The 21,094-nt window shown below is 64.2% G+C and carries 18 protein-coding genes and 1 pseudogene; 8 read left to right on the plus strand and 11 right to left on the minus strand.

The window, feature by feature from the left end:
* Positions 1-6: 6 nt before the first annotated feature.
* Both RA21_RS09070 and RA21_RS09075 read right to left on the minus strand, forming a co-directional pair.
* Positions 7-2,073: a TRAP transporter large permease subunit gene (locus tag RA21_RS09070; RefSeq protein ID WP_039147998.1), complete on the minus strand. Its 2,067-nt coding sequence runs from the start codon at positions 2,071-2,073 to the stop codon at positions 7-9.
* Positions 2,074-2,196: 123 nt separating this feature from the next.
* Positions 2,197-3,249 carry a TRAP transporter substrate-binding protein gene (locus RA21_RS09075; protein ID WP_019296391.1) on the minus strand — a complete coding sequence of 351 codons (1,053 nt, stop codon included), beginning with the start codon at positions 3,247-3,249 and terminating at the stop codon, positions 2,197-2,199.
* Positions 3,250-3,579: 330 nt separating this feature from the next.
* Here RA21_RS09075 and RA21_RS09080 point away from each other — a divergent pair, with 330 nt between their 5' ends.
* Positions 3,580-4,353 (plus strand): FadR/GntR family transcriptional regulator, encoded by a 774-nt coding sequence (locus RA21_RS09080; RefSeq protein ID WP_039148002.1) that lies wholly within the window; start codon positions 3,580-3,582, stop codon positions 4,351-4,353.
* Between the two features lie 465 nt (positions 4,354-4,818).
* On the opposite strand, the gene RA21_RS09085 is transcribed toward RA21_RS09080, so the two are convergent.
* Complete coding sequence (locus RA21_RS09085) at positions 4,819-5,661, minus strand: universal stress protein (protein WP_039148005.1); 843 nt, start codon at positions 5,659-5,661, stop codon at positions 4,819-4,821.
* Positions 5,662-5,945: 284 nt separating this feature from the next.
* Between RA21_RS09085 and RA21_RS09090 the strand changes: the two genes are divergently transcribed.
* Entirely contained in the window at positions 5,946-6,362 is a 417-nt protein-coding gene (locus tag RA21_RS09090) for a CBS domain-containing protein (protein ID WP_039148007.1), read from the plus strand.
* A gap of 10 nt (positions 6,363-6,372) precedes the next feature.
* On the opposite strand, the gene RA21_RS09095 is transcribed toward RA21_RS09090, so the two are convergent.
* The 7 genes and pseudogenes from RA21_RS09095 to RA21_RS09120 form a co-directional block, all read right to left on the minus strand.
* Positions 6,373-7,125: a Crp/Fnr family transcriptional regulator gene (locus tag RA21_RS09095; RefSeq protein ID WP_039148010.1), complete on the minus strand. Its 753-nt coding sequence runs from the start codon at positions 7,123-7,125 to the stop codon at positions 6,373-6,375.
* Between the two features lie 182 nt (positions 7,126-7,307).
* Positions 7,308-8,666, minus strand: a complete 1,359-nt coding sequence (gene lpdA, locus RA21_RS09100; RefSeq protein WP_039148012.1) for a dihydrolipoyl dehydrogenase — start codon at positions 8,664-8,666, stop codon at positions 7,308-7,310.
* On the minus strand, positions 8,667-9,974 hold the full coding sequence (locus RA21_RS09105; RefSeq protein WP_039148014.1) for a dihydrolipoamide acetyltransferase family protein: 1,308 nt from the start codon (positions 9,972-9,974) through the stop codon (positions 8,667-8,669).
* A gap of 4 nt (positions 9,975-9,978) precedes the next feature.
* Entirely contained in the window at positions 9,979-10,992 is a 1,014-nt protein-coding gene (locus RA21_RS09110) for an alpha-ketoacid dehydrogenase subunit beta (protein WP_019296398.1), read from the minus strand.
* Position 10,993: 1 nt separating this feature from the next.
* Complete coding sequence (locus RA21_RS09115) at positions 10,994-12,229, minus strand: 3-methyl-2-oxobutanoate dehydrogenase (2-methylpropanoyl-transferring) subunit alpha (RefSeq protein ID WP_039148016.1); 1,236 nt, start codon at positions 12,227-12,229, stop codon at positions 10,994-10,996.
* Positions 12,230-12,541: 312 nt separating this feature from the next.
* Positions 12,542-12,736, minus strand: a pseudogene (locus RA21_RS23145) (IS5/IS1182 family transposase); the annotation flags it as partial.
* Positions 12,737-12,870: 134 nt separating this feature from the next.
* Positions 12,871-13,680 carry a response regulator transcription factor gene (locus tag RA21_RS09120; RefSeq protein WP_019296400.1) on the minus strand — a complete coding sequence of 270 codons (810 nt, stop codon included), beginning with the start codon at positions 13,678-13,680 and terminating at the stop codon, positions 12,871-12,873.
* Positions 13,681-13,800: 120 nt separating this feature from the next.
* On the opposite strand from RA21_RS09120, the gene RA21_RS09125 reads away from it, so the two are divergent.
* Both RA21_RS09125 and RA21_RS09130 read left to right on the plus strand, forming a co-directional pair.
* On the plus strand, positions 13,801-14,745 hold the full coding sequence (locus tag RA21_RS09125; protein WP_275041410.1) for an ornithine cyclodeaminase family protein: 945 nt from the start codon (positions 13,801-13,803) through the stop codon (positions 14,743-14,745).
* Between the two features lie 16 nt (positions 14,746-14,761).
* Positions 14,762-15,883: an aminotransferase gene (locus RA21_RS09130; protein ID WP_039148019.1), complete on the plus strand. Its 1,122-nt coding sequence runs from the start codon at positions 14,762-14,764 to the stop codon at positions 15,881-15,883.
* A gap of 313 nt (positions 15,884-16,196) precedes the next feature.
* On the opposite strand, the gene RA21_RS23425 is transcribed toward RA21_RS09130, so the two are convergent.
* Positions 16,197-16,322 (minus strand): hypothetical protein, encoded by a 126-nt coding sequence (locus RA21_RS23425; RefSeq protein WP_019296403.1) that lies wholly within the window; start codon positions 16,320-16,322, stop codon positions 16,197-16,199.
* 200 nt (positions 16,323-16,522) lie between these two features.
* Between RA21_RS23425 and RA21_RS09135 the strand changes: the two genes are divergently transcribed.
* From RA21_RS09135 to RA21_RS09150, 4 genes are all read left to right on the plus strand, one after another.
* Complete coding sequence (locus RA21_RS09135) at positions 16,523-17,107, plus strand: ANTAR domain-containing response regulator (RefSeq protein ID WP_019296404.1); 585 nt, start codon at positions 16,523-16,525, stop codon at positions 17,105-17,107.
* Positions 17,104-18,282 carry a CmpA/NrtA family ABC transporter substrate-binding protein gene (locus RA21_RS09140; RefSeq protein ID WP_039148022.1) on the plus strand — a complete coding sequence of 393 codons (1,179 nt, stop codon included), beginning with the start codon at positions 17,104-17,106 and terminating at the stop codon, positions 18,280-18,282. Before RA21_RS09135 ends, RA21_RS09140 begins: the two co-directional genes overlap by 4 nt.
* 265 nt (positions 18,283-18,547) lie before the next feature.
* Positions 18,548-19,915 (plus strand): CmpA/NrtA family ABC transporter substrate-binding protein, encoded by a 1,368-nt coding sequence (locus RA21_RS09145; RefSeq protein ID WP_019296406.1) that lies wholly within the window; start codon positions 18,548-18,550, stop codon positions 19,913-19,915.
* Positions 19,916-19,999: 84 nt separating this feature from the next.
* Positions 20,000-21,088 carry an ABC transporter permease gene (locus RA21_RS09150; RefSeq protein WP_019296407.1) on the plus strand — a complete coding sequence of 363 codons (1,089 nt, stop codon included), beginning with the start codon at positions 20,000-20,002 and terminating at the stop codon, positions 21,086-21,088.
* Positions 21,089-21,094: the final 6 nt, after the last annotated feature.

Raw genomic sequence — 21,094 nt, forward strand, 5'->3', positions numbered from 1 at the left:
CCCTGCTCAGTAAGCCACAGATGGCAGCCAGGTTGCCAGTGCCGGCCACAGGTAGACGAACATCAGGCCGGTCAACTGCAGCAGCACGAAGGGAATGATGCCCTTGTAGATATGGCCCAGGCGGATCTCCGGCGGGCAGACGCCCTTGAGGTAGAACAGCGCAAAGCCAACCGGCGGCGTCAGGAAGGACGTCTGCAGCGTCACCGCCACCAGGATCACGAACCACACCAGCGCCGGTTCATCAATGGCGCCGAAACCGGGGATATCCAGGCCCAGCCCGTTCACGATCGGGCGCATCAGCGGCAGCACGATCAGGGTGATCTCGATCCAGTCCAGCACAAACCCCAAGAGGAACACGATGAACAGGATCATGAAGACGGTGCCCTCGGGGCCGAAACCGGTGCCCTGGATCATCTCCTCGATCAGTGCATCACCGCCCAGCTCCCGCAGCACATAGGAAAACACCGTCGCGCCCAGGAAGATCGCAAAGATATAGGCGGTGGTGTTGAAGGTCGCCTTGAGCACGTTGACCAGCTTCGCCAGCGTCAGCTTGCGGTAGCCAAGCGCTAGCAGCGTCGCCCCCAATGCGCCCACGCCCGACGCCTCCGTCGGCGTGGTGAGACCTGCAAAAATAGAGCCTAACACGGCCAGAATCAGCCCCAGCGTCGGCAGCACCGCAATCAGCACGTCCTTGACCGCGGCCCAGTCCGGACGCTTGGCCCCCGCAGGCACCGGCGCGACGTCGCGTTTGATCAGCGCAATCACGAAGATATAGGTGAGGTAGAGCGCGCCGATGATCACGCCCGGGAACACCGCGGCCATGAACAGATCACCAACGCTCAACGCCATCTGGTCCGCCATGATCACCAGCATGATCGAGGGCGGGATCAGAATGCCCAGCGTGCCGGAGGCCGAGACCACGCCCGCTGCCAGCGCGGGGCTGTACTTCTGCTCCATCATCGACGGCAGCGACAGGACGCCCAGCAGCACCACAGAGGCCCCGATGATGCCGGTGGAGGCCGCTAGGATGATGCCGATCATGGTGACAGTGATCGCCAGCCCGCCACGCACGGTGCCGAACAGCCGCTGCATTGCCCCCATTAGCCGCTCGGCAACGCCGCTTTCGTCCAGCATCAGACCCATGAAGATGAACATCGGCAACGCCACCAGCACCGCGTTCGACATGGTGGCATAAACCCGGTTCACCACCGCCCCCAGCGTCAGGTAATCCAGCCCGGTCAGGGTTTCCTCCAACCCGGTCCAGTTCATCATGCCGTTGTCGAACAGATAGGCCAGCCCGCAATAGGCCACCCCGACCCCGGCCAGCGTCCAGGCCACCGGAAAGCCGGTGAACAGCAGCGCAATAAAGGTGAGGAACATGGCAATAACCAGCTTTTCCTCGGTGGTCTCCACCAGGAAGGTCAGCGCGGTCGCGACAACAGCAAAGCCAACCAGCGCCCAGATCACCAGCCGCAGACTCTTGCCGGCGCGCTCCTCTGCCGGACCGGCCAGCAGCGCGTGGCCGTCATGGATCAGCCGCGCCAGCGCCGCTGCCGCCAAGAGGACAAAGCTCAGCGGGATCACCGCTTTCAGCGCCCAGCGGGCCGGCAGGCCCGTGGGGCTGTCGGAACGTTCGCTCACCCGCCAGCTTTCGTAAAAATAATCATAGCCCTGATCGATCATCAGATAGATGAACGGCACCAGCAGGGTCAGGATGCCGATCACCTCGATGATCCGCCGGGCGCGGCGGCTCAGCTGCATATGCAGAACATCGACCCGCACGTGGCTGTCGGTGACCAGCGCATAGGAAATGCCGATCATCGTCACCAGCCCGTAGAAATGCCACTGGATCTCGTCCAGCTTGGGATAGTTCTGGTTCAGCATGTAGCGCAAGGCGACCTGCGAGACGACGGCCAGCACCAGCAGCAGGTTGGCCCACATCACCAGATTTCCGGTGCCCTTGACCGCGTTGTCGATCCACACCGCCAGCTGCTGCCGGTCCTCGTCGCCATGCTCAAGGATCTCTTCGTAGCGTTCGATCGGGTCGTCCTGCAGGTGCAGATTCTCAGCCATGGTTTCCTCCTCCGGAACGTGGCGTGCGCGGACGTGAATGCGCCCGTGTCAGTCAGGGAAATGACGAAAATCAGGGAAAGCGGGGCGGCGGGAATATGGCCGCCCCGAGGTTGCGCAAGCGGCTTACTTGCGCGGGAGGAATGCGTTTTCCTTCCAGACCGCATAGCCTTCGCGGAAGGTTTGCATGTCCAGCAGCACCCGGCCGAAGAACTGGTCGTTGGTGGCCTCTTCCGCGGCAACCTCATCCCAGGTGGCGCGGAACAGCTCCAGCATCTGCGCGTCCCACTGCTTGATGTGGACGCCGTTGTTTTCGACGTTGTCGATCAGCGCCGCGTGCTGGATCGCCTCGCCTTCGGCAAAGCTGTCGGCCATCGAGGCCTTGCAGGCATTTTCGATGATGGCCTTGTGCTGGGCGCTGGCCTCGTTCCAGACATCCTTGTTGACCAGCAGTTCAAACACGGTGGCCTGCTGGTGCCAGCCGGGGAAGTAGTTGTATTTTACCAGCTTGTGGAAGCCCAAACGGGCGTCGATCGCAGGCATCGAGAACTCGGTTGCGTCGATGGCGCCCTTCTCCAGCGCCGGGAAGATCTCGCCGCCGGGCAGCAGCGATGTCGCCACGCCCAGCTTTTGCATCACCTTGCCGCCGAGGCCAAAGAAACGCATCTTCAGGCCGTTCAGGTCCTCGGCGCTGTTGATCTCCTTGGCGAACCAGCCGGAGGTCTCCGGCGCGATCACCGCGCAGGGCAGCACCTTCACATTGTATCCCGCCTGATCGTACATCTCCTGATACAGGGTCATGCCGTTGCCATAGTAGAGCCAGGCCATGTATTCGCCCGCCTCCGGCCCGAACGGCACGGCAGAGAACAGCGGCGCAGCCGGGATCTTGCCTGCCCAGTAGCCGGCGGTGGTGTAGCCGGAGTTGATCTTGCCCGAGGACACCGCATCCAGGATCTCGAACGGCGGCACCAGTTTGCCGGGCTCATAGACTTTCATCTTCAGGCTGCCGCCGGACATCAGGTCCAGCTGCTCTGCCACCCGCGGGATCGGCGTGCCGAGGCCCGGCAGCGCGGTCGAAAAGGCAATCGGGGTCTTGAGCAGCAGCTTGTCAGCGGCCTGCGCGGCAGGGGCTGCCAGCAGCGATGCGGCCACGGCCAGCGAAGTCAGGGTCTTTTTCATGGGGTCTCCTCCGGGTTCAGTCCGGCCGCTCCTCCGGCCGCAATTCCAACCGCTGATGCGGTATGACTGGTAAATATTGTTGACCACACAACTCAGTCAACAACTTTATTTACCACTGAGCTGACTGCCCGCGGGAACGTGAAGCGTACAAAACCGCATGTTTTTTCCGCACTTTGAAGGCAGGTTCAGAAAAGATTGTTTTCTTTCATGCTATTGTATCAACCCCGGATATCCGTATTTCTGGGTACATCAGCTTGCAGTTTTTCGGGGCAGTGGTAAAGTTTCAGAATGACCTCTGTTCCGAGGTTTCCCAGCATCTAAGTGGACGCCATGACCGACATCCGCCCGTTTGACCCCGTTGGACACGAATCAATTGCCGATGCCGTGGTCGAGCAGATTGAGGCGATGATCGTCGACGGCATCCTCAAGGAAGGCCGCAAATTGCCCTCCGAGCGGGAGCTGGCAGAGGCCATGGGGGTGTCGCGCCCCAAGCTGCGCGAGGCACTGCAAACGCTGGAAAGCCGCGGCCTGGTCAATGTCCGCCATGGCGAGGGCACCTTCATCGCGCCGCTCACCGGGCGGGCCATGTCCCCCGCGCTCCTGTCGCTCTACACCCGCCACGGCGGCGCCTTTTACGACTACCTCGAATACCGCCGCGAGCAGGAGGCCTTCGCCAGCCGCCTGGCCGCCACCCGTGCCACAGACTCTGACAAGGCACGACTCACCGAGATCGTCGCCGATATGCAGACCGCCTGGGAGCAGGACGATCAGGACGCCAGCCAGGAGGCCGACTTCCGATTGCACACCGCAGTGGTCGACGCCAGCCAGAACACCACGCTGATCCACATGATGGCCTCGGTCTACGACCTGACCCGGCAGGGGGTGTTCTACAACCGGGAATTCCTGCGCACGATGGATGGCACCGGCGCGGAGCTGCTGAAACAGCACAAAGAGATTGCCCAGGCGATCATCGACGGCAACCCGGACCGCGCCGAGACCGCTGCACGGCGGCATATGGATTTCGTTGAGGAATCCTTCCGTGCCGGCCAGGAGCAGCAAGCCCGCGAGATCCGCGCCGCAAAGCGGCGGCAGCTGACGAGGTAGGTTTCTAGCCTGTGCCGCCAAAGGGCATAGCCGAGCGGCGTCAAGTCAGCTGCAAAGGCGCGGCATACTGACTTCAAAGAAAATTGACGAGCCCTTGAGGGTTGCCATTTTTCACAATAAATCAAAATCTTATGAAAAATCTCTCCAACCATTGGTCACATTTTTTTCAATCGTTTACGAACCACACTTCCAACTTTCTTCATCTCAGTGCGAGCCAACAGGCAGCGGCAGTGACTGGTATGCAATTTGGTGAGCTGAAAGGGCTCGATTTCGCCCCGGACGGGACTGCTGGCTCAGGTTGTGCGAATGGACGCTGAACGTATGGGCTCAGCCCGACAGTACCAGAGGTGAACTTCGCCATCACCGGTAAACTCAGCCTGACATCAGCTACCTGACAAGGCCGCTGAAACTGGCCCGGCGCTGCCAGTTGGCGCCGGGTGTCCTGTGCGGTCATTGCGGCCGTGTTCAGCTGGACATCAGCACCGGGATCCGTGCTTCTTGCAGCACGTGCTCGGAGGCATCGCCGAAGATCAGCCGGTGCAGCCTGGAATGGCCGTAGCCGCCCATGATCAAGAGGTCGCATTGTTGGCTGGCCGCCTCCATCAGCAGGCGGAGGCCGGCCGAGTGCTCGCCGTCCGGGATATCGCGCACCTCTGCCGTCACCCCGTGGCGGGACAGCATGCGCGCGATCTCGTGCCCTTCGGTGGAGATATCGGCGGAGGTGTGCGGGTGCTCCTCGATGGTGACGACCTCTGCAAAGGCGGCGGTTTGCAGGAACGGCAGCCCGTCGTGCAGGGCGCGGGCCGCTTCGCGGGAGGGTTTCCAGGCTGCCAGAATCCGGGTGCCGATGGGCTGGTCGCCCCAGTCATCCGGCAGCAGCAGCAGCGGGCGGCCGCTGTTGGCAACTAGATCCTTCTGAAATCCTCTTTGGTCGAACCGTTCCCGCTCCGCGTCCGGGAAAAGGGCCACGGTCAGATCTGAGCGGATGGCGGATTCCCGCAGCTGATCCGCGGCATCCGGCGAGCGGGCGGCCTGCGAGCGCCATTCCGAAAGGCAGCCGGCCTGATCCGCTGCGGCCTTGAACAGCTTTTCGATCTTGCGGTCTTCCTCTGTCACCCGGCTGCTGAAATCCCCGATGGTGATTTCGTCTGCGGCGATGGCAATGCCGGAGTAGGGCACAAAAGCCTCCCGCGTGTGCAGCCCGGTCAGATGGGCATTGAACCGCGCGGCCAGGCCGCAGGCCGCGGGCAGCAGCTGTCTGGCGGCAAACTCTGATGTCAGGCAGGCCAGAATGGTCTTGTAGCTCATGGCGTCTCCTCCCGGTGTGGCGGTCAGGGTGCGGTGTGCACATGCCCGGGCCGCCAGTGAATTATAGCAGGTTCAGCCGCCAACGCGCTTGACCGTGGTCAAGGGCTGGCGCACGGGGCAGGGGGGTGTTTACCCCGGTTAATGCACCGGCGGCGGCGCTGGCTGAGGCTGGAAGGGTAGCGACTCACCCGGTTTCGGAGGAAACTGAAGGCGGCCCTTGGCGCATTCAGCCGGCAGACGGCAAGACAGGAGCAGGCCGGGGGCGGTCCAGAAAGGATAGGCCGATGCTTGTACATGAGATCATGACCGTGCCCGCGCGCTTTGCGGCGCCGCAGGACAGTGTCGGCAGCGCGGTGCAGCAGATGCAAAACCTTGGCATCGGGGTGCTGCCGGTGGTCGAGGAGGGCCGGGTGGTGGGCATTCTCACCGACCGGGATCTGGTGCTGGCGCTGGCTGGCCAAGACAGCGCGCTGGACGGGATGCCGGTTGCTGCCGTTATGAGCCCCGGGGCGGTCTGCTGCCGGGCCGAGGACACCGTCGAAGCAGCGGCGGCCCTGATGGGGGACCACCAGATCCGGCGGCTGCCGGTGCTGGATGAGGAGGGGCGGCTGGCGGGGCTGCTGTCGGTCACCGACATTGCCGTACATGCCTCGGAACAGCTGGCGGGTGAAGCGCTGGGGGAAATTGCCGAATACCGCTAGGCGCGGGGGCTTAGCCCAGAACCGGGGTGATCTCGGTTGCCAGCCGGTCAGGGTCGGTGCCTGCAACCTCTGCCAGGGCGGAGAGATCATTGATCCGGATGTCCATGTGATCGGCGGTATCAACAAGCCCGTTTCTGACAAAGCGGCGCAGGGTGCGGCAGACATGCACCGCCGTCAGGCCGGTAAAGTCGCCGATGTGCTGCTGGGTCAGCGGCAGGTGGAACGCGCAATTCTCGGACAAGCCCAGCGGTTTCAGCCGCAGGCACAGTTCAATCAAAGCATAGGCGATACGGCTTTGGGCGCTGCCGCGGCCCAGGCGCAGCATGCGTTCGGACAGCCGGGTGCGTTCGGCGGCCTGGACAATTTCATTTGCCCGCGCCAGCCGCGGCGAGGCCGCCAGCATCGCGTGCCAGGCGGGCAGGGGGATGACGCAGACCAGGGCGTCCGTCACCGCCTCGATGCTGAGGCCGGCTGTTTTTCCGTCCGCGGAGGTTGGATCCGCTGCATCCCCCGGCAACAGGAAATCGATCAGCTGCACCTCGCCGTTCATTGAGGATTTCGAGGTCGCCAGCCAGCCGTCGATTACGATGATGATCTTGCCGCTGTCTTCGCCGTCCTGCAGCAGCAGCCGGTTGGCCGGCACGGTCTGGATGTTCTTGCGGAAGCTGTGCAGCGCGGGGTCGCTGCCGTCAAAATCCATGGCACCGATGCGCAGGCAGGTGACATCGGCGTTCCGGGGCGGGATCGGGCCTTCCTTGGTCACAGAAACGTTTCCTGTCGCAAATGCAGTACGGGTTCCAGTCCGGAGGCCGCTGCGCGCAGGCGGCGGGCTGGGGCGGGCCGGCGTCACAGTGCAGAAGCGACGTTACGCCCGCAAAGCGATTCTGTCGACGGGACGGGGGCGGTCCTGGGGACGGGGGCGCGGCGTCTGCGCCCCCGCGGGTCTCAGATGTGCAGCGCGTGCCCCAGCGCGCGCAGGCAGGCCTCCTGCAGGCCTTCCGACTGGGTCGGGTGGGCGTGGATGGTCGCGGCGATGTCTTCCAGGCAGGCGCCCATTTCGATGGCCAGCGAAAAGGCGGCCGACAGCTCCGAGACACCGGCGCCAACCGCCTGCAGCCCCAGAACCGCGCGGTCGGCGTCGCGCCAGACAACGCGGATGAAGCCATCTTCGCGCTCTGTCGTCATCGCACGGCCATTGGCGGCAAAGGGAAACTCGGTGCTGCTGCTGCCCTCCACCTCGCCCGGCAGGGCGCCGCAGGTGACAATTTCGGGGTCGGTGAAGCAGACGGCGGGAATGGCGCGCTTGTCCCATTCCACGGCGTAGCCCGCGGCATGTTCGGCCACCATTTCGCCCTGGGCCATGGCGCGGTGCGCCAGCATCGGCTCGCCGGTGACATCGCCGATGGCGTAGATGCCGCGCATCGAGGTCTGGCAGGTCTTGTCGATGCGGATGAAGGGGCCGTTCAGGGTCAGCGCCAGCTCATCGATGCCGATGCCCTCGGTGCGGGGGCGGCGGCCGATGGTCACAAGGACCTTGCCGGCCTCGATCCCGCCCTGGCTGGTGGCCAGAACGCCGCCGACATAGCCTTCGGCGCGGGCGCCGGTCATCACCTTGACGCCCAGGGCCTCCAGCCGTTTGGCGACGGGCCGGGTCAGGGCCGCATCGTAAAGCGGCAGAATGCGGTCCTCGGCCTCGACCACGGTGACCTTGGTGCCGAGCTTGGCAAAGGCTGTGCCCAGCTCCAGCCCGATATAGCCCGCGCCAACGACGGCGAGGGTTTCCGGCACCGCCTGCAGCGACAGCGCCCTGGTTGAGGACAGGATATCGCCGCCAAAGGGCAGGGCGGGCAGTTCCACGGGCGCGGAGCCGGAGGCGATCACGATGCGTTCGGCGCGGATCTGAGTGGTTTCCTCACCGCGTTTCACCGCCACCGTCTTGCCGTCGATGAACCGCGCGCGGCCTTCGACCAGGCGCACGCCGGCCTTGCGCATCAGGCCGCTGACGCCGCCGGTCAGCCGCTTCACGATGCCGTCTTTCCAGGCCATTGTCCGGCTCAGGTCGATCTCAGGCGTGCCTGCGGAAATGCCAAGCGGCCCACCGGTCGCGTGCGCCATCTTGTGGAACTCATCCGCGGCGTGGATCAGCGCCTTGGAGGGGATGCAGCCCACGTTGAGGCAGGTTCCGCCGGGGTTGGCCTCGTCCACCACGATGGTGTCGACGCCCAGCTGGCCCGCGCGGATGGCGCAGACATAGCCGCCGGGGCCCGCGCCGATGATCAGCAATTTGCATTTAAGGTCAGTCATTTAGCCCTCGACAAACAGCATGGCCGGAGTTTCCAGCAGGGATTTCAGTTTCTGCACGAACACCGCCGCGTCCCAGCCGTCGACCACCCGGTGATCGAAGGAGCAGGAGATGTTCATCATCTTGCGGGGGCGGAATTGCTGGCCGTCCCAGACCGGGCGGATCTGCATCTTGTTGACGCCGACGATGGCCACTTCGGGGTGGTTGATGATCGGAGTGGTGGCAATCGCGCCCAGCGGCCCCAGCGAAGTGATGGTGATGGTGCCGCCGGTCAGCTCCTCGCGCTTGATCGAGCCGTCGCGGGCGGCGTCGGCGAGTCGGGCAAGCTCGCCTGCGTTGTCCCACAGGCTGTTTGCCTCCGCATGGTGCAGCACCGGCACGTTGAGGCCCTGAGGCGTCTGGGTGGCGATGCCGATATGGACGCCGCCGTGGCGGTAGATCACACCGTCCTCATCGTCGTAACGGGCGTTGAGGCCGGGCTGTTCGCGCACCGCCTCGACGATGGCGCGCATCAGGAAGGGCAGGAGGGTCAGCTTGGGGCGGCTGCCTTCGTGCTTCTTGTTGAGCGCGGCGCGCAGGTCCTCCAGCGCGCCCATCTCCACCTCCTCGACGATGGTGATATGCGGGATGTGGCGTTTCGACAGCGCCATCTTCTCGGCGATCTTGCGGCGCATCCCGATGACGCGCTGCTCCTCGACGCCGGTGTTGCGGCCGCGGGTGACGCTGCCCTGGCGGATGCCGCCGGATTCGATCCAGCTGTCCAGATCCTCGTGGCTGATGCGGCCGCCCGGGCCGGTGCCGGGCACATGGCGCAGGTCGACGCCTTCGGAGCGCGCCCGCGCCCGCACGGACGGTGCCGCCAGCGGCTTGGCACCCTCGGGCCGGGGCAGGCGGTGGCCGGGTTTCTTGGCGGCAGCCGGGGCAGGGGCCTTTGCGGGCGCCGGTTGCGGTGCCTCCTCAGCCGCAGGCTGCGCTGCTTCATCCGGGGCCGGTGCGGGCTGCGGCGCCGGGGCTGCGGGTTTGGCTGTGTCAGAGACAGAGGCAGAGCCGGGCGTCTCGTTGCCCTCTCCCTCGACCTCGATCCGGATCAGCACGGAGCCGATCGCCATCATCTGGCCGATCTCGCCGCCCAGTTCCAGTACCTTGCCGGAAACCGCTGAGGGCACCTCGACCGCGGCCTTGTCCGTCATCACCGCCGCCAGGATATCGTCCTCGCGCACGATATCGCCGGGCTTGACGTGCCATTCTGTCAGTTCCGCCTCGGCAATGCCTTCCCCGACATCGGGAAGGCGCATCGCAAACACACCCATCCGGTCAGCCCTCCATCACTTTTTTCAATGCCTCGCCGACGCGGGCAGGGCCGGGGAAATACTCCCACTCCTGCGCGTGCGGGTAGGGCGTGTCCCAGCCGGTGACGCGGATAATCGGCGCCTCCAGATGGTAAAAACAGCTCTCCTGCACCAGGCTCATCAGCTCGGCGCCGAAGCCCGACGTGCGGGTTGCCTCATGCACGATCACGCAGCGGCCGGTCTTTTCGACGGAGGCCTGGATCGTTTCCAGGTCCAGCGGCAGCAGGGTGCGCAGGTCGATCACCTCGGCGTCGATGCCAGAAGCCTCTGCCGCGGCTTCGGCCACATAGACCATGGTGCCATAGGCTAGAACGGTGACATCCGCGCCTTCGCGGGTGATGCTGGCCTTGCCCAGCGGCACGATCTCCGCACCCTCCGGCACCTCGCCCTTGGGGTGGTTCTTCCAGCTAGTGACCGGGCGGTCATGATAGCCGTCAAACGGCCCGTTATAGAGCCGCTTTGGCTCCAGGAAGATCACCGGATCGGGATCTTCGATGGCGGCCAGCAGCAGCCCCTTGGCGTCGTACGGGTTGGAGGGCACCACCACCTTCAGCCCCGACACATGGGTAAACAGGGCTTCCGGGCTCTGGCTGTGGGTCTGGCCGCCGAAGATACCGCCGCCGGTGGGCATGCGGATCACCAGCGGACAGGTGAAATCGGCGTTGGAGCGGTGCCGCAGCCGCGCTGCCTCAGACACGATCTGGTCATAGGCGGGATAGACGTAGTCGGCGAACTGGATCTCGATTACCGGCTTCAGCCCGTAGGCCGCCATGCCGATGGCGGTGCCAACGATGCCGGATTCGTTGATCGGCGCGTCAAAGCAGCGGGATTTGCCGTATTTCTGCTGCAGGCCCGCGGTGCAGCGGAACACACCGCCGAAAAAACCCACATCCTCGCCGAAGACGACGACGCGGTCGTCTGCCGCCATGGCAACATCATGGGCCTCGCGGATGGCCTCGATCATGGTCATGCTGGCCATCTCAGTACCCCGCCTCCTGGCGCTGCCGGATCAGATGCGGCGGCATGGTTTCATAAACGCCCTCGAACATGTCGCGCGGGCTGGGGGCCTTGCCGCCGCCCAATGTGCCGACGGCCTCAGCCTGTTTCTGGGTGGCGATGACGCCGTCCAGGATTTCCGCCTCGGCCTGTTTGTGGCGGTCCTCGCTCCACTCGCCGATGGTGATGAGGTGCTTCTTCAGCCGCTCTATCGGGTCGCCCAGGGGCCAGGCGGCGGCCTCGCGCTTGGAGCGGTAGGCGGAGGGGTCGTCGCTGGTGGAATGGCCGCCGGCGCGGTAGGTGACATGTTCGATCAGGGTGGGGCCATGCCCCTGGCGCGCCCTTTCACAGGCCCATTTCGCCACCGCGTGCACGGCCAGGTAATCGTTGCCGTCCACCCGGATCGAGGCGATGCCAAAGCCGTGGCCGCGGGCGGCAAAGGTGCCGACGCCGCCGCGGGCAATGCCCTGGAAGGTGGAAATGGCCCATTGGTTGTTGACGATGTTCAGGACCACCGGCGCGTCATAGGTCGAAGCAAAGACCATGGCGGAGTGAAAATCGCTCTCCGCCGTGGAGCCGTCGCCGATCCAGCCGGTGGCGATCTTGGTATCGCCGGAAATCGCCGAGGCCATCGCCCAGCCGACCGACTGCACAAACTGGGTGCCGAGGTTGCCGGAGATCGAGAAGAACCCGTGTTCCTTGGAGGAATACATGATCGGCAGCTGGCGCCCGTGCAGCGGGTCGTCGGCGTTGGAATAGATCTGGTTCATCATGGTCAGCATCGGATAGCCGCCCGCAATCAGCAGCCCGGCCTGGCGGTAGGTCGGGAAGTTCATGTCGCCCTGGCGCAGGGCGCGGGAAAAGGCGCAGCTGACCGCCTCTTCGCCCAGGTGCTGCATGTAAAAGCTGGTCTTGCCCTGGCGCTGCGCGTTCAGCATCCGCGCATCGAAGGCGCGCAGGGTCAGCATGTGGCGCAGGCCCTCGCGCAGCTCTTCCGGGCTGAGCGCGCCGGCCCAGTCGCCCACCGCCTCGCCGTCCTTGTTGAGCACGCGGACGATGGAAAACGCCATATCGCGGATCGCATCAGGATCCACATCCGTTGGCGGGCGTTTGACTGCCCCGGCGCGCGGAATTTCGAAGTCCGAGAAATCAGGCGTGCTGCCCGGCCTGCAGCCTGGTTCCGGCACATTCAGCGATAGCGGCGGGAAGTCATCACTCATGCGGTTTCCTTCTTGTCTGGGCGTGTTCAGGCGGCGCGCGGTTTGTTTTCAGGCGCGCAGCCTGTCTTTCCAGCTTAGCAAAACCGGTTGGTTGAAAAGCCTCAATTTTGGGGCCGGTGCGGTAAATTTTAGAGAAAAAGCAACGGATTGAGGGGAATCTTGGTGGTTTCCGCTATGAATTCAAAAAGGTGGAGAGGCTTGCCGCTCCGCGGGGCAGGGGCGAAACAAGGCTGGAAGAAGTTTTGTAAGAAGCAGAATATTCATCGTGACCCAGCCGCCTGGAAGCGCGTGAGGCCCTGGTCTCATTTAATTTCAAAGCCAGCAGAGGGCGAGGACGGCAAGAGCGATAGCTGACAGTAAGGCTTTTGGGCAGCTGCCGTAATGCGTTGCGACCCGCTGCCAGCCCTTCAGCCCTGCGTGCATAATCTCTATGCGGTTGCGACGTTTGTCGGGTCGCTTGTCGTATCTGATGGCTCCCTTGCGCTGTTTTAGGCCGGGGATGCAGCACGTATCCGTTTGCCATTTTGCCTGGCCTGAAGAGATCGCGCGTAGCGTAAGACTGTTAGGCAAGACACTCAAAATCATCGTCATTGCCGCCGCGGTGTAAGCTGGTGTCTCAGAACTTGGGAAGAATGCCGCTGCTAACGCGCCTTGCTCTGCCATTGCAGGAAGGCATTGAACAGCTGCTGCTGTGTGCTGATGCCCAGTTTGGCATAGGCGTTCTTGCGGTGGGTCTTGACCGTCGGCAGGGCAATCCCGAGGGTCAGGCTGATCGACAGGCTGGAATGGCCCTTGAGGATCATCTGCACGATCTCCGCCTCCCGCGGGGAGAGGATGGTGCGGGCAAAGTCCTGCAGCGTCCGCTCTGGTTTGGCTGCGCTGAGATCCGGGGCCTGCCGGGACCAGAGCCGGGCGAATGCTGCCCCGAACAGCGGCAGGAAGGGGCGCAGCCGGTCCAGCAGATCATCGGGAAAACCGCCGTCTGCCGCAGGACGGGCAAAGCTGACTTCGCCCATGGCTCCGCCGGGCAGTTCTGTCAGCAGGGTGAGTTCCACCAGCCCTGCGGGCCAGCCGGGGGTGCGGTAGCCGATTTCCTCGGCGTCCTCGACCAGAATGCCCGGGGTCTCCGGCGCCGGGTTCCAATTGTCGGGTGCCAGGTCCGCCATCCTGTAAAGCCCCGGCTGCAGCCCGTCGAGCAGCGCGTTATAGACCGGGTTCAGCAAGTAGGTGCTGTTCACATAGAGCTGCACTGCGTCCTTGGCGGCGCCTTGCGGGTAGCTGTCATCCAGGTAGTGCGGGCGCTGGCCGGGGCGGTTCACAACACAAAAGGCAGCAGTGAAGGGCAAAAGCGGGCGGGCGGCGGCGATCAGCCCGGCCGCGCCGCGCTGGCCGCTGATGACGCTGGCCAGCGCGCTGTTCGCAGCCGCAATGTCAGTGCCTTGAAATTCCACATGATCCTCCCGGTTGATCCGCCATAGCACGCGGCAGGGGGGCGTGCATCATCCTTGGGGATGATGGCGGCGGGGCAGGCGCGCGCGCTACCCTTCGGGCAAAGAAGGAATATGCCGATGATGAAAACCCCGATTGTGTTGGATGCCGAAGCCGTGGCGCAGCTGCTGCCGCAGGTCGATGTGCTGCAGGAAATGCGCGCGCTTTTTGCAGACCTGGGCCTTGGTCAGGCGGTGCAGCCTGCACAGACATTGACGCTGTTTCCGGAAGGGCAGGGAGATTTCATCACCTATCTGGGGGCGGCTGCCGGGGCAGGCACCTTTGGCGCCAAGCTGTCGCCTTATCTGCCGCGCGCGGGCGGGCCGGTTATCACCGCCTGGACCGTGCTGATGTCGATGGAGACGGGCCAGCCGCTGATGCTGTGCGACGCCGGCCGTTTGACCACCGAACGCACCGCGGCCACCACGGCGCTGGCGGTGGATCTGCTGGCAGGCGAGGGGGCTGCGCGGGTGGCCGTGATCGGCTCCGGCGCGGTGGCGCAGGCGCATTGGCGGCATGTGCAGGGTCTGCGCGATTGGCAGGAGGTGCGGGTCTATTCGCCCGGCCTGGGTGCGGATGCGGGCAAGCAGGCCGCGTGGCGCGGGATCTGCCCGGAGGCAGAGTTTGCCGCCAGTGCGGAAGAGGCCGCGCGGGGGGCGGATGTGGTGATGCTCTGCACCTCTTCGGGGACACCGGTTCTGGATGCAACCGTGGTGGCGCCCGGCGCGCTGGTCACCTCGATCAGCACCAATGCGGCAGAGGCGCATGAAATTGCGCCCGCCTTCCTGGCCTCGGCGCAGGTCTATTGCGACTATCGCGAGACCACGCCGGCTAGCGCCGGGGAGATGGTACTGGCCGCGCGGGATCATGGCTGGAGCGCGGATCAGCTTCGGGGTGATCTCGCGGGGCTTGCTGCCGGAACCTGCGAAGGGCCTGAAGCCGGCCGGTTGGTATTCTTCCGCTCCATCGGGCTGGGGCTGGAGGATATCGCCGTGGCCAACGCTATCTACCGCGCCGCCAGCGCTTGAGAGACAGGAGAGAGACATGCATATCGAACCTTTCGGTGTCGAAATCTGGATGAACGAGTGGGAGACCAAATGCGAATGGAACCTCGCTGAGACCTGTGTTGAGAGCCTGACCATCGAGGAGCTGCTGCAGCTGGCCGGGAAAAACTCTGCCGATCTGTCAGAGCTTCTGGCGATGAAGATGACTTATGGCGCGATCGAGGGCTCGGACCGGCTGCGCAATGCCATTGCGGCTTTGTATCAGGGACAAGGCCCGGAAAATGTGATCGTCACCCATGGCACCATCGGCGCCAACATGCTGGTGCACAAAGCGCTGGTCGAGCGTGGCGACCGCGTGGTGGCGGTGGTGCCAACCTATCAGCAGCATTACTCGATCCCGGCCAGCATTGGTGCGGATGTGCATCAGCTGCGCCTGCGGGAGGAGAACGGGTTTCTGCCTGACTTGGACGAGCTGCGGGCACAGGTGACGCCGGGGACGAAGCTGATTGCCATCAACAATCCCAACAACCCGACCGGCGCGCTGATGGACCGGGCGATGCTGGAGGAGATCGCCGCCATTGCCCGCGAGGCGGGTGCCTGGATCCTGTGCGACGAGGTTTACCGCGGCACCGATCAGGAAGGGGACGGGATGACTGCCTCGATCGCGGATATCTATGAAAAGGGGATTTCCACCGCCGGCATGTCCAAGGCCTATTCACTGGCCGGGTTGCGGCTGGGCTGGATCGCCGGGCCGAGGGAGGTGATTGAGGCGGTGGCCATTCACCGCGATTACGACACCATCTCGGTGGGCATGATCGACGATCACTTTGCCGCGCTGGCGCTGGAAAACCGCGAACAGGTGCTGGCGCGCAGCCAGCGGATCACCCGCGGCAATCTGGAGATCCTGTCCGACTGGGTGGATCAGGAGCCGAAGATCTCCTGGGTGAAGCCGCGCTCGGGTACCACCGCGCTGCTGAGGTTCGATCTTCCGATGACTTCGCGGGAGTTCTGCGTGGCGCTGCTGAAGAAGACAGGGGTGATGTTCACGCCGGGTTCGGCCCTGGGCATGGAGGGCTATGTGCGCATCGGCTATGCCAATGGGCCGGAAGTCCTGAAGCAGGGGCTGGGTCTTGTGTCCGGCTTTTTGGCAGCACAGGGGTAGTCAAGAGGATGCGCGGCGGCTGAACGCCGCCGGCCCGCTGTCTGTTTGAGGCAGTGTATTATTGCGTTGCTTGGCGCAAACAAGGCTCTGAGCCTTCATCTCAAGATCCTCATTGGCCTTGCCAGGCTTCTGTGAAGCCTGCTTTCCTAGCCTGTTCTGGGGTTCGGGCAAGCCAAACGCCACTGAGACAGATTGCCAGGGGATTTGATCTTGCCAGATCATAGGAGGCGCTGCCGTCACGACGTTCACCAGGCGCCAATCGCGTGGTCCGGGACCACATGTCCGCTGGGAAGGCCGCTGGCGGAATGCCGCGTCAGAAGCCCCTCAGCGCCTTCAGCGCGGTGAGGTCCAGCCTGGCCCGGAACGGAACCGGGGCTTGATGGGCAAGATCGGGTCCTTCCAGATATTCGCAGAACTTGCAGACGGGAAGCCTGCACATGTCTGCTGCAGGCACATGTCACACATTGCAAACTTCGGACAGCCTCCAAGCAGCCCGCTTCAGGGAAGTCGCCAGCGTGTTTTCTCCATGCCAAATGTTCTGGCAGCCCGCTCAAAAATGCGGCGCAACCACGTTGTCTGAAAATCAGCCCGGCTCCGCGGTCTTTACAGCCCTCCGGCATTCTCATCACGCTCTGCCGCATGCCCGATGCCCTGTCCATTGTTGTCGTCGAAGCCGACCGCGAACGCGCCTTCCTGATTGTAGAGGGGCTGCGGGTTGCCGGGGAATTCGACATTGAGGTCATTTCGAGCCCTTCGGGCCTGGCCCGTCAGATTCAGATGCGTGACCCGGATGTCGTGCTGATAGATATTGCAGATCCCTCGCGAGACGCGCTCGAGGAACTGACGCTGGCCTCCGGCCCCAAGGACCGGCCAGTGGCGATTTTCGCCGACCGCAGCGCGGACGGGCTGTCTGCTGCTGCGGTGGAGGCGGGGGTTTCGGCCTATGTGGTTGACGGTTTGCAGCCCGCCCGGCTGAAACCGGTTCTGGATGCTGCAATTGCCCGCTTCCGGCTGTTTCAGCGGATGCGCACGGAGCTTGCCGAGACCAAGCGGGCGCTGGAAGAGCGCAAGGTGATCGACCGCGCCAAGGGGATGGTAATGAAAGCCCGGGGCGTTGGCGAGGATGAAGCCTATGCGCTGCTGCGCAAGGCGGCGATGGATCAGAACAAGCGTGTGGCCGAGGTGGCGCAGGCGCTGGTCACGGCGGCGGGGCTGCTGGCATGAGCGTGACGCGGATCCCCGCCGGTTATGTCCCGCTGACCGATGCGGCGCCGCTGATTGCGGCGCAGGAAATGGGGTTTGCCGCCGAAGAGAAACTTGCGCTGGACCTGCACCGCGCGCCCTCCTGGTCGTCGCTGCGGGACATGCTGGCCTTTGGACAGGTGGACGCGGCCCAGATGCTGGCGCCGGTGCCGGTTGCGGCGGCGCTTGGCCTGGGCGGCGCCAGCGCGCCTTTGTCGGTGCTGTCGGTGCTGTCCGTCAACGGCACGGTGATCGGGGTCAGCAGCAGCCTGGCCCGCAGACTGGCTGATACTGGGCATGGGTTTTCCTTTGACGATGCCCTGTCTGCTGGACAGGCGCTGATCGTTGCGGGCGGCCCGGAGTTGCGGATCGGCGTCCCGTTTCCATTTTCCATGCACGCTGAACTGCTGAACTATTGGCTGAAGGGGCTGGGGGCGGACACGCCCCCGGACATCGGCATCCGCACGGTGCCGCCGCCGCAGATGGTGGAGGCCATCCGCCGCGGCGAAATCGACGCTTTCTGCGTTGGCGAGCCCTGGGGGTCGATGGCGGTGGAGCAGGGGGCCGGCGCGCTGCTGCTGCCGGGCCGGGCGATCTGGTCTTTTGCTCCGGAGAAGGTGCTGGCCGTGCGCAGTGCCTGGGCAGACGCGGAGCCCGGCCTGGCCAACCGCCTGATCCGGGCGCTGTGGCGGGCAGGGCGCTGGCTGGCCGATCCGGCCTCGCGCGGGCTGGCGGCGGAAATCCTGTCCGCGCGGCGATACCTGGATCTGCCCGCTGAAATCATCGAGCGCGCGCTGTCTGGGACGTTCACGGTGACGCCGCAGGGGCTGCAGCGCGAAGCGCCCGGTTTTATCGGTTTTCACGAGGGTGCGGCGGGGTTTCCCTGGCGCACCCAGGCACAGTGGATTGCCCTGCAACTGGCCCAGCGGAACGGATTGGACCAGCAGACGGCGCTGGAAACCGCGGGAGCCGTTTTCCGCAGCGATCTGTACCGTGCCGCCCTGCGGGGCACTGGCGCGGAATTGCCGGGCGCCGCCTCGAAACCGGAGGGCGATTTTGGCGCGCCGCGGACGGCTGGCAGAGAATCGGAACCTGCCGGCCTGCTGCAGAACCGGTTTTTTGATGGCCGCGTTTTTGATCCCCTGATCGCGGACTGATGAAAATACAGGCAGCTTGCCGCGCCGCAGCGCTGCAATGCAGAATTTCTTGCTGCGAGAGCAAAGAAACCTTTGGCGCAGGCCGGGCCTTGCGGCAATCTGAGGTCAGGCAGGCAACGGAGCCTGACTGAGAATTTTCCCGAAGACCGGGGTTCACTGAGCAAAGCCGCTCGACCCACCGCCACTCCTTCCGGCGGTGCGTGTCAGCGGCTTTTTCTGTTCCGGCGCCTGCCGCCGGACGCAGCTAGGAAAAGGAACCAACCCGATGAAGACACTCATCATGGCGCTTGCGGCCTCAACTGCACTGACCGGACCGGCTTTGGCCGCCACCCTGGATTTGGAAAAGGACGTGCTGACCTTCGGCTTCATCAAGCTGACCGATATGGCGCCGCTGGCGGTGGCCTATGAACAGGGCTTCTTTGATGACGAGGGGCTGTTTGTCACGCTGGAAGCGCAGGCGAACTGGAAGGTTCTGCTGGATGGCGTAATCAGCGGCACGCTGGACGGCGCCCATATGCTGGCAGGCCAGCCGCTGGCCGCGACCATCGGCTATGGCACCGAGGCGCATATCGTCACGCCGTTTTCCATGGACCTGAACGGCAACGGCATCACGCTGTCCAACGAAGTGTGGGAGATGATGAAGCCGAACCTGCCCACGGACGCAGACGGCAGGATCGCGCATCCGGTCTCCGCCTCCTACCTGAAGCCGGTGATTGAGGATTTCAACGCCAAGGGCAAGCCGTTCAACATGGGCATGGTGTTCCCGGTTTCCACCCATAATTATGAGCTGCGCTATTGGCTGGCGGCGGGCGGCATCAACCCCGGCTATTACTCGCCCGAGAACGTGACCGGGCAGATCGGGGCAGAGGCGTTCCTGTCGGTGACCCCGCCGCCGCAGATGCCCGCGACGCTGGAGGCCGGCACGATCTCCGGCTACTGCGTCGGCGAGCCGTGGAACCAGCAGGCGGTGTTCAAGGGCATTGGGGTGCCGGTGATCACCGATTACGAGCTGTGGAAGAACAACCCGGAAAAGGTGTTCGGCATCACCGCGGAATTTGCCGAGGAAAACCCGAACACCATGCTGGCGGTGGTCAAGGCGCTGATCCGCGCGGCCCAGTGGCTGGATGAAAACGAAAACGCCAACCGCCCGGAAGCGGTGGAGATCCTGTCGCGCCCCGAGTACGTCGGCGCCGATTACGAGGTGATTGCCAATTCGATGACCGGTACCTTTGAATACGAGAAGGGCGACAAGCGCGACGTCCCGGATTTCAACGTGTTCTTCCGCTACAACGCCACCTACCCGTTTTATTCGGACGCGGTCTGGTACCTGACCCAGATGCGCCGCTGGGGGCAGATTGCCGAACCCAAGCCGGACAGCTGGTATGACGAGGTTGCCCGCTCTGTCTACAAGCCGGAGATCTATCTGGAAGCCGCAAAAATGCTGGTGGATGAAGGGCTTGCCAGCCCGGAGGATTTCCCCTGGGACAGTGACGGCTACAAGGCCCCGACGCCCGCAGAGGACATCATCGACGGCATTCCCTTCGATGGCAAAACACCCAACGCCTATATCGACAGCCTGCCGCTCGGACTGAAGTCCGGCCAGACCGTCGTTGGCAGCGCCATTCAGGGCTGACCCCGGACAGGAGGGCAGGGGGGCGGTGCGCCCGCAAGAGCGGGCGGCCTTCCCCTCCCTCAGCATTTCCCAGAGGACGACACCATGACGATCGCCGACCCCGACACTCTGAACCCCGCCAGTGAACAAAAGGAGGCCCGCCGCGCCCGGCTGTTCACCCGCATCAGCAAGATGGACGCCTGGTTCCAGGTTTTTGGCCTGGCCTGGGTGACGCCGGTGCTGAAAGCCGCCTCCGGGGACAATCCCAGGGCGCAGATCAGGGAAATCTGGCGCTTGCTGGCGGTTCCCGTCATCGCCATTGCCGCCTTCCTGATGCTGTGGGCCGTGCTGGCGCCCAAGGTGCAGACCTCGCTGGGCGCCATCCCCGGGCCCGCTGCTGTGTGGAGCGAAGCGGTGAACCTGCATCAGGATGCGCAGGCCAAGGCCGCCAAGGAGCGCGCCCATTACGAGAAGGTGGAGGCCCGCAACCAGCGCTTCATCGACCGCGGCCAGCCGGAGCGGGTGAAAGACATCCCCTTTACCGGCGCGCCGTCTTATTACCGGCAGATCGGGACCTCGATCCTGACCGTTTTCTTCGGGTTCCTGATTGCTGCCGCCGTGGCGATCCCGCTGGGCATCCTGGCCGGGCTTTCACCGGCTGCAAACGCGGCCATCAATCCGCTGGTGCAGATTTTCAAACCGGTGTCGCCGCTGGCCTGGCTGCCGATCGTGACCATGGTGGTTTCGGCGCTTTATGCCAGCAACGACGGGCTGTTCTCCAAGTCATTCCTCGTTTCCGCAGTCACCGTGACCCTGTGCTCGCTGTGGCCGACGCTGATCAATACCGCGCTGGGGGTGGCCTCCATCGACAAGGACCTGGTGAATGTCTCCAAGGTCCTGAAAATGAACACCTGGACCAAGATCACCAAGCTGGTGCTGCCCTCGGCACTGCCGCTGATCTTCACCGGGCTGCGGCTGTCGCTGGGGGTCGGCTGGATGGTGCTGATCGCGGCGGAGATGCTGGCGCAGAACCCGGGCCTTGGCAAATTCGTCTGGGACGAATTCCAGAACGGCTCCAGCCAGTCGCTGGCCCGGATCATTGTTGCGGTGCTGACCATCGGTATCATCGGCTTCCTCTTGGACCGGGTGATGTACGCGCTGCAGTCGCTCTTTACCTTCACGAACAACCGGTGAGCCGTC

Origin of the sequence: Leisingera sp. ANG-DT (assembly GCF_000813785.1) — a bacterium.
Taxonomy (GTDB): Bacteria; Pseudomonadota; Alphaproteobacteria; order Rhodobacterales; family Rhodobacteraceae; genus Leisingera.

What these genes read in the sequence shown, in the direction of transcription:
- RA21_RS09070 (WP_039147998.1), bottom strand. Translation starts at nt 2,073, where the DNA reads ATGGCTGAGAATCTGCACCTGCAGGACGACCCGATCGAACGCTACGAA.
- RA21_RS09075 (WP_019296391.1), bottom strand. Translation starts at nt 3,249, where the DNA reads ATGAAAAAGACCCTGACTTCGCTGGCCGTGGCCGCATCGCTGCTGGCA.
- RA21_RS09080 (WP_039148002.1), top strand. Translation starts at nt 3,580, where the DNA reads ATGACCGACATCCGCCCGTTTGACCCCGTTGGACACGAATCAATTGCC.
- RA21_RS09085 (WP_039148005.1), bottom strand. Translation starts at nt 5,661, where the DNA reads ATGAGCTACAAGACCATTCTGGCCTGCCTGACATCAGAGTTTGCCGCC.
- RA21_RS09090 (WP_039148007.1), top strand. Translation starts at nt 5,946, where the DNA reads ATGCTTGTACATGAGATCATGACCGTGCCCGCGCGCTTTGCGGCGCCG.
- lpdA (WP_039148012.1), bottom strand. Translation starts at nt 8,666, where the DNA reads ATGACTGACCTTAAATGCAAATTGCTGATCATCGGCGCGGGCCCCGGC.
- RA21_RS09105 (WP_039148014.1), bottom strand. Translation starts at nt 9,974, where the DNA reads ATGGGTGTGTTTGCGATGCGCCTTCCCGATGTCGGGGAAGGCATTGCC.
- RA21_RS09110 (WP_019296398.1), bottom strand. Translation starts at nt 10,992, where the DNA reads ATGGCCAGCATGACCATGATCGAGGCCATCCGCGAGGCCCATGATGTT.
- RA21_RS09115 (WP_039148016.1), bottom strand. Translation starts at nt 12,229, where the DNA reads ATGAGTGATGACTTCCCGCCGCTATCGCTGAATGTGCCGGAACCAGGC.
- RA21_RS09125 (WP_275041410.1), top strand. Translation starts at nt 13,801, where the DNA reads ATGAAAACCCCGATTGTGTTGGATGCCGAAGCCGTGGCGCAGCTGCTG.
- RA21_RS09130 (WP_039148019.1), top strand. Translation starts at nt 14,762, where the DNA reads ATGCATATCGAACCTTTCGGTGTCGAAATCTGGATGAACGAGTGGGAG.
- RA21_RS23425 (WP_019296403.1), bottom strand. Translation starts at nt 16,322, where the DNA reads ATGTGCAGGCTTCCCGTCTGCAAGTTCTGCGAATATCTGGAAGGACCC.
- RA21_RS09135 (WP_019296404.1), top strand. Translation starts at nt 16,523, where the DNA reads ATGCCCGATGCCCTGTCCATTGTTGTCGTCGAAGCCGACCGCGAACGC.
- RA21_RS09140 (WP_039148022.1), top strand. Translation starts at nt 17,104, where the DNA reads ATGAGCGTGACGCGGATCCCCGCCGGTTATGTCCCGCTGACCGATGCG.
- RA21_RS09145 (WP_019296406.1), top strand. Translation starts at nt 18,548, where the DNA reads ATGAAGACACTCATCATGGCGCTTGCGGCCTCAACTGCACTGACCGGA.
- RA21_RS09150 (WP_019296407.1), top strand. Translation starts at nt 20,000, where the DNA reads ATGACGATCGCCGACCCCGACACTCTGAACCCCGCCAGTGAACAAAAG.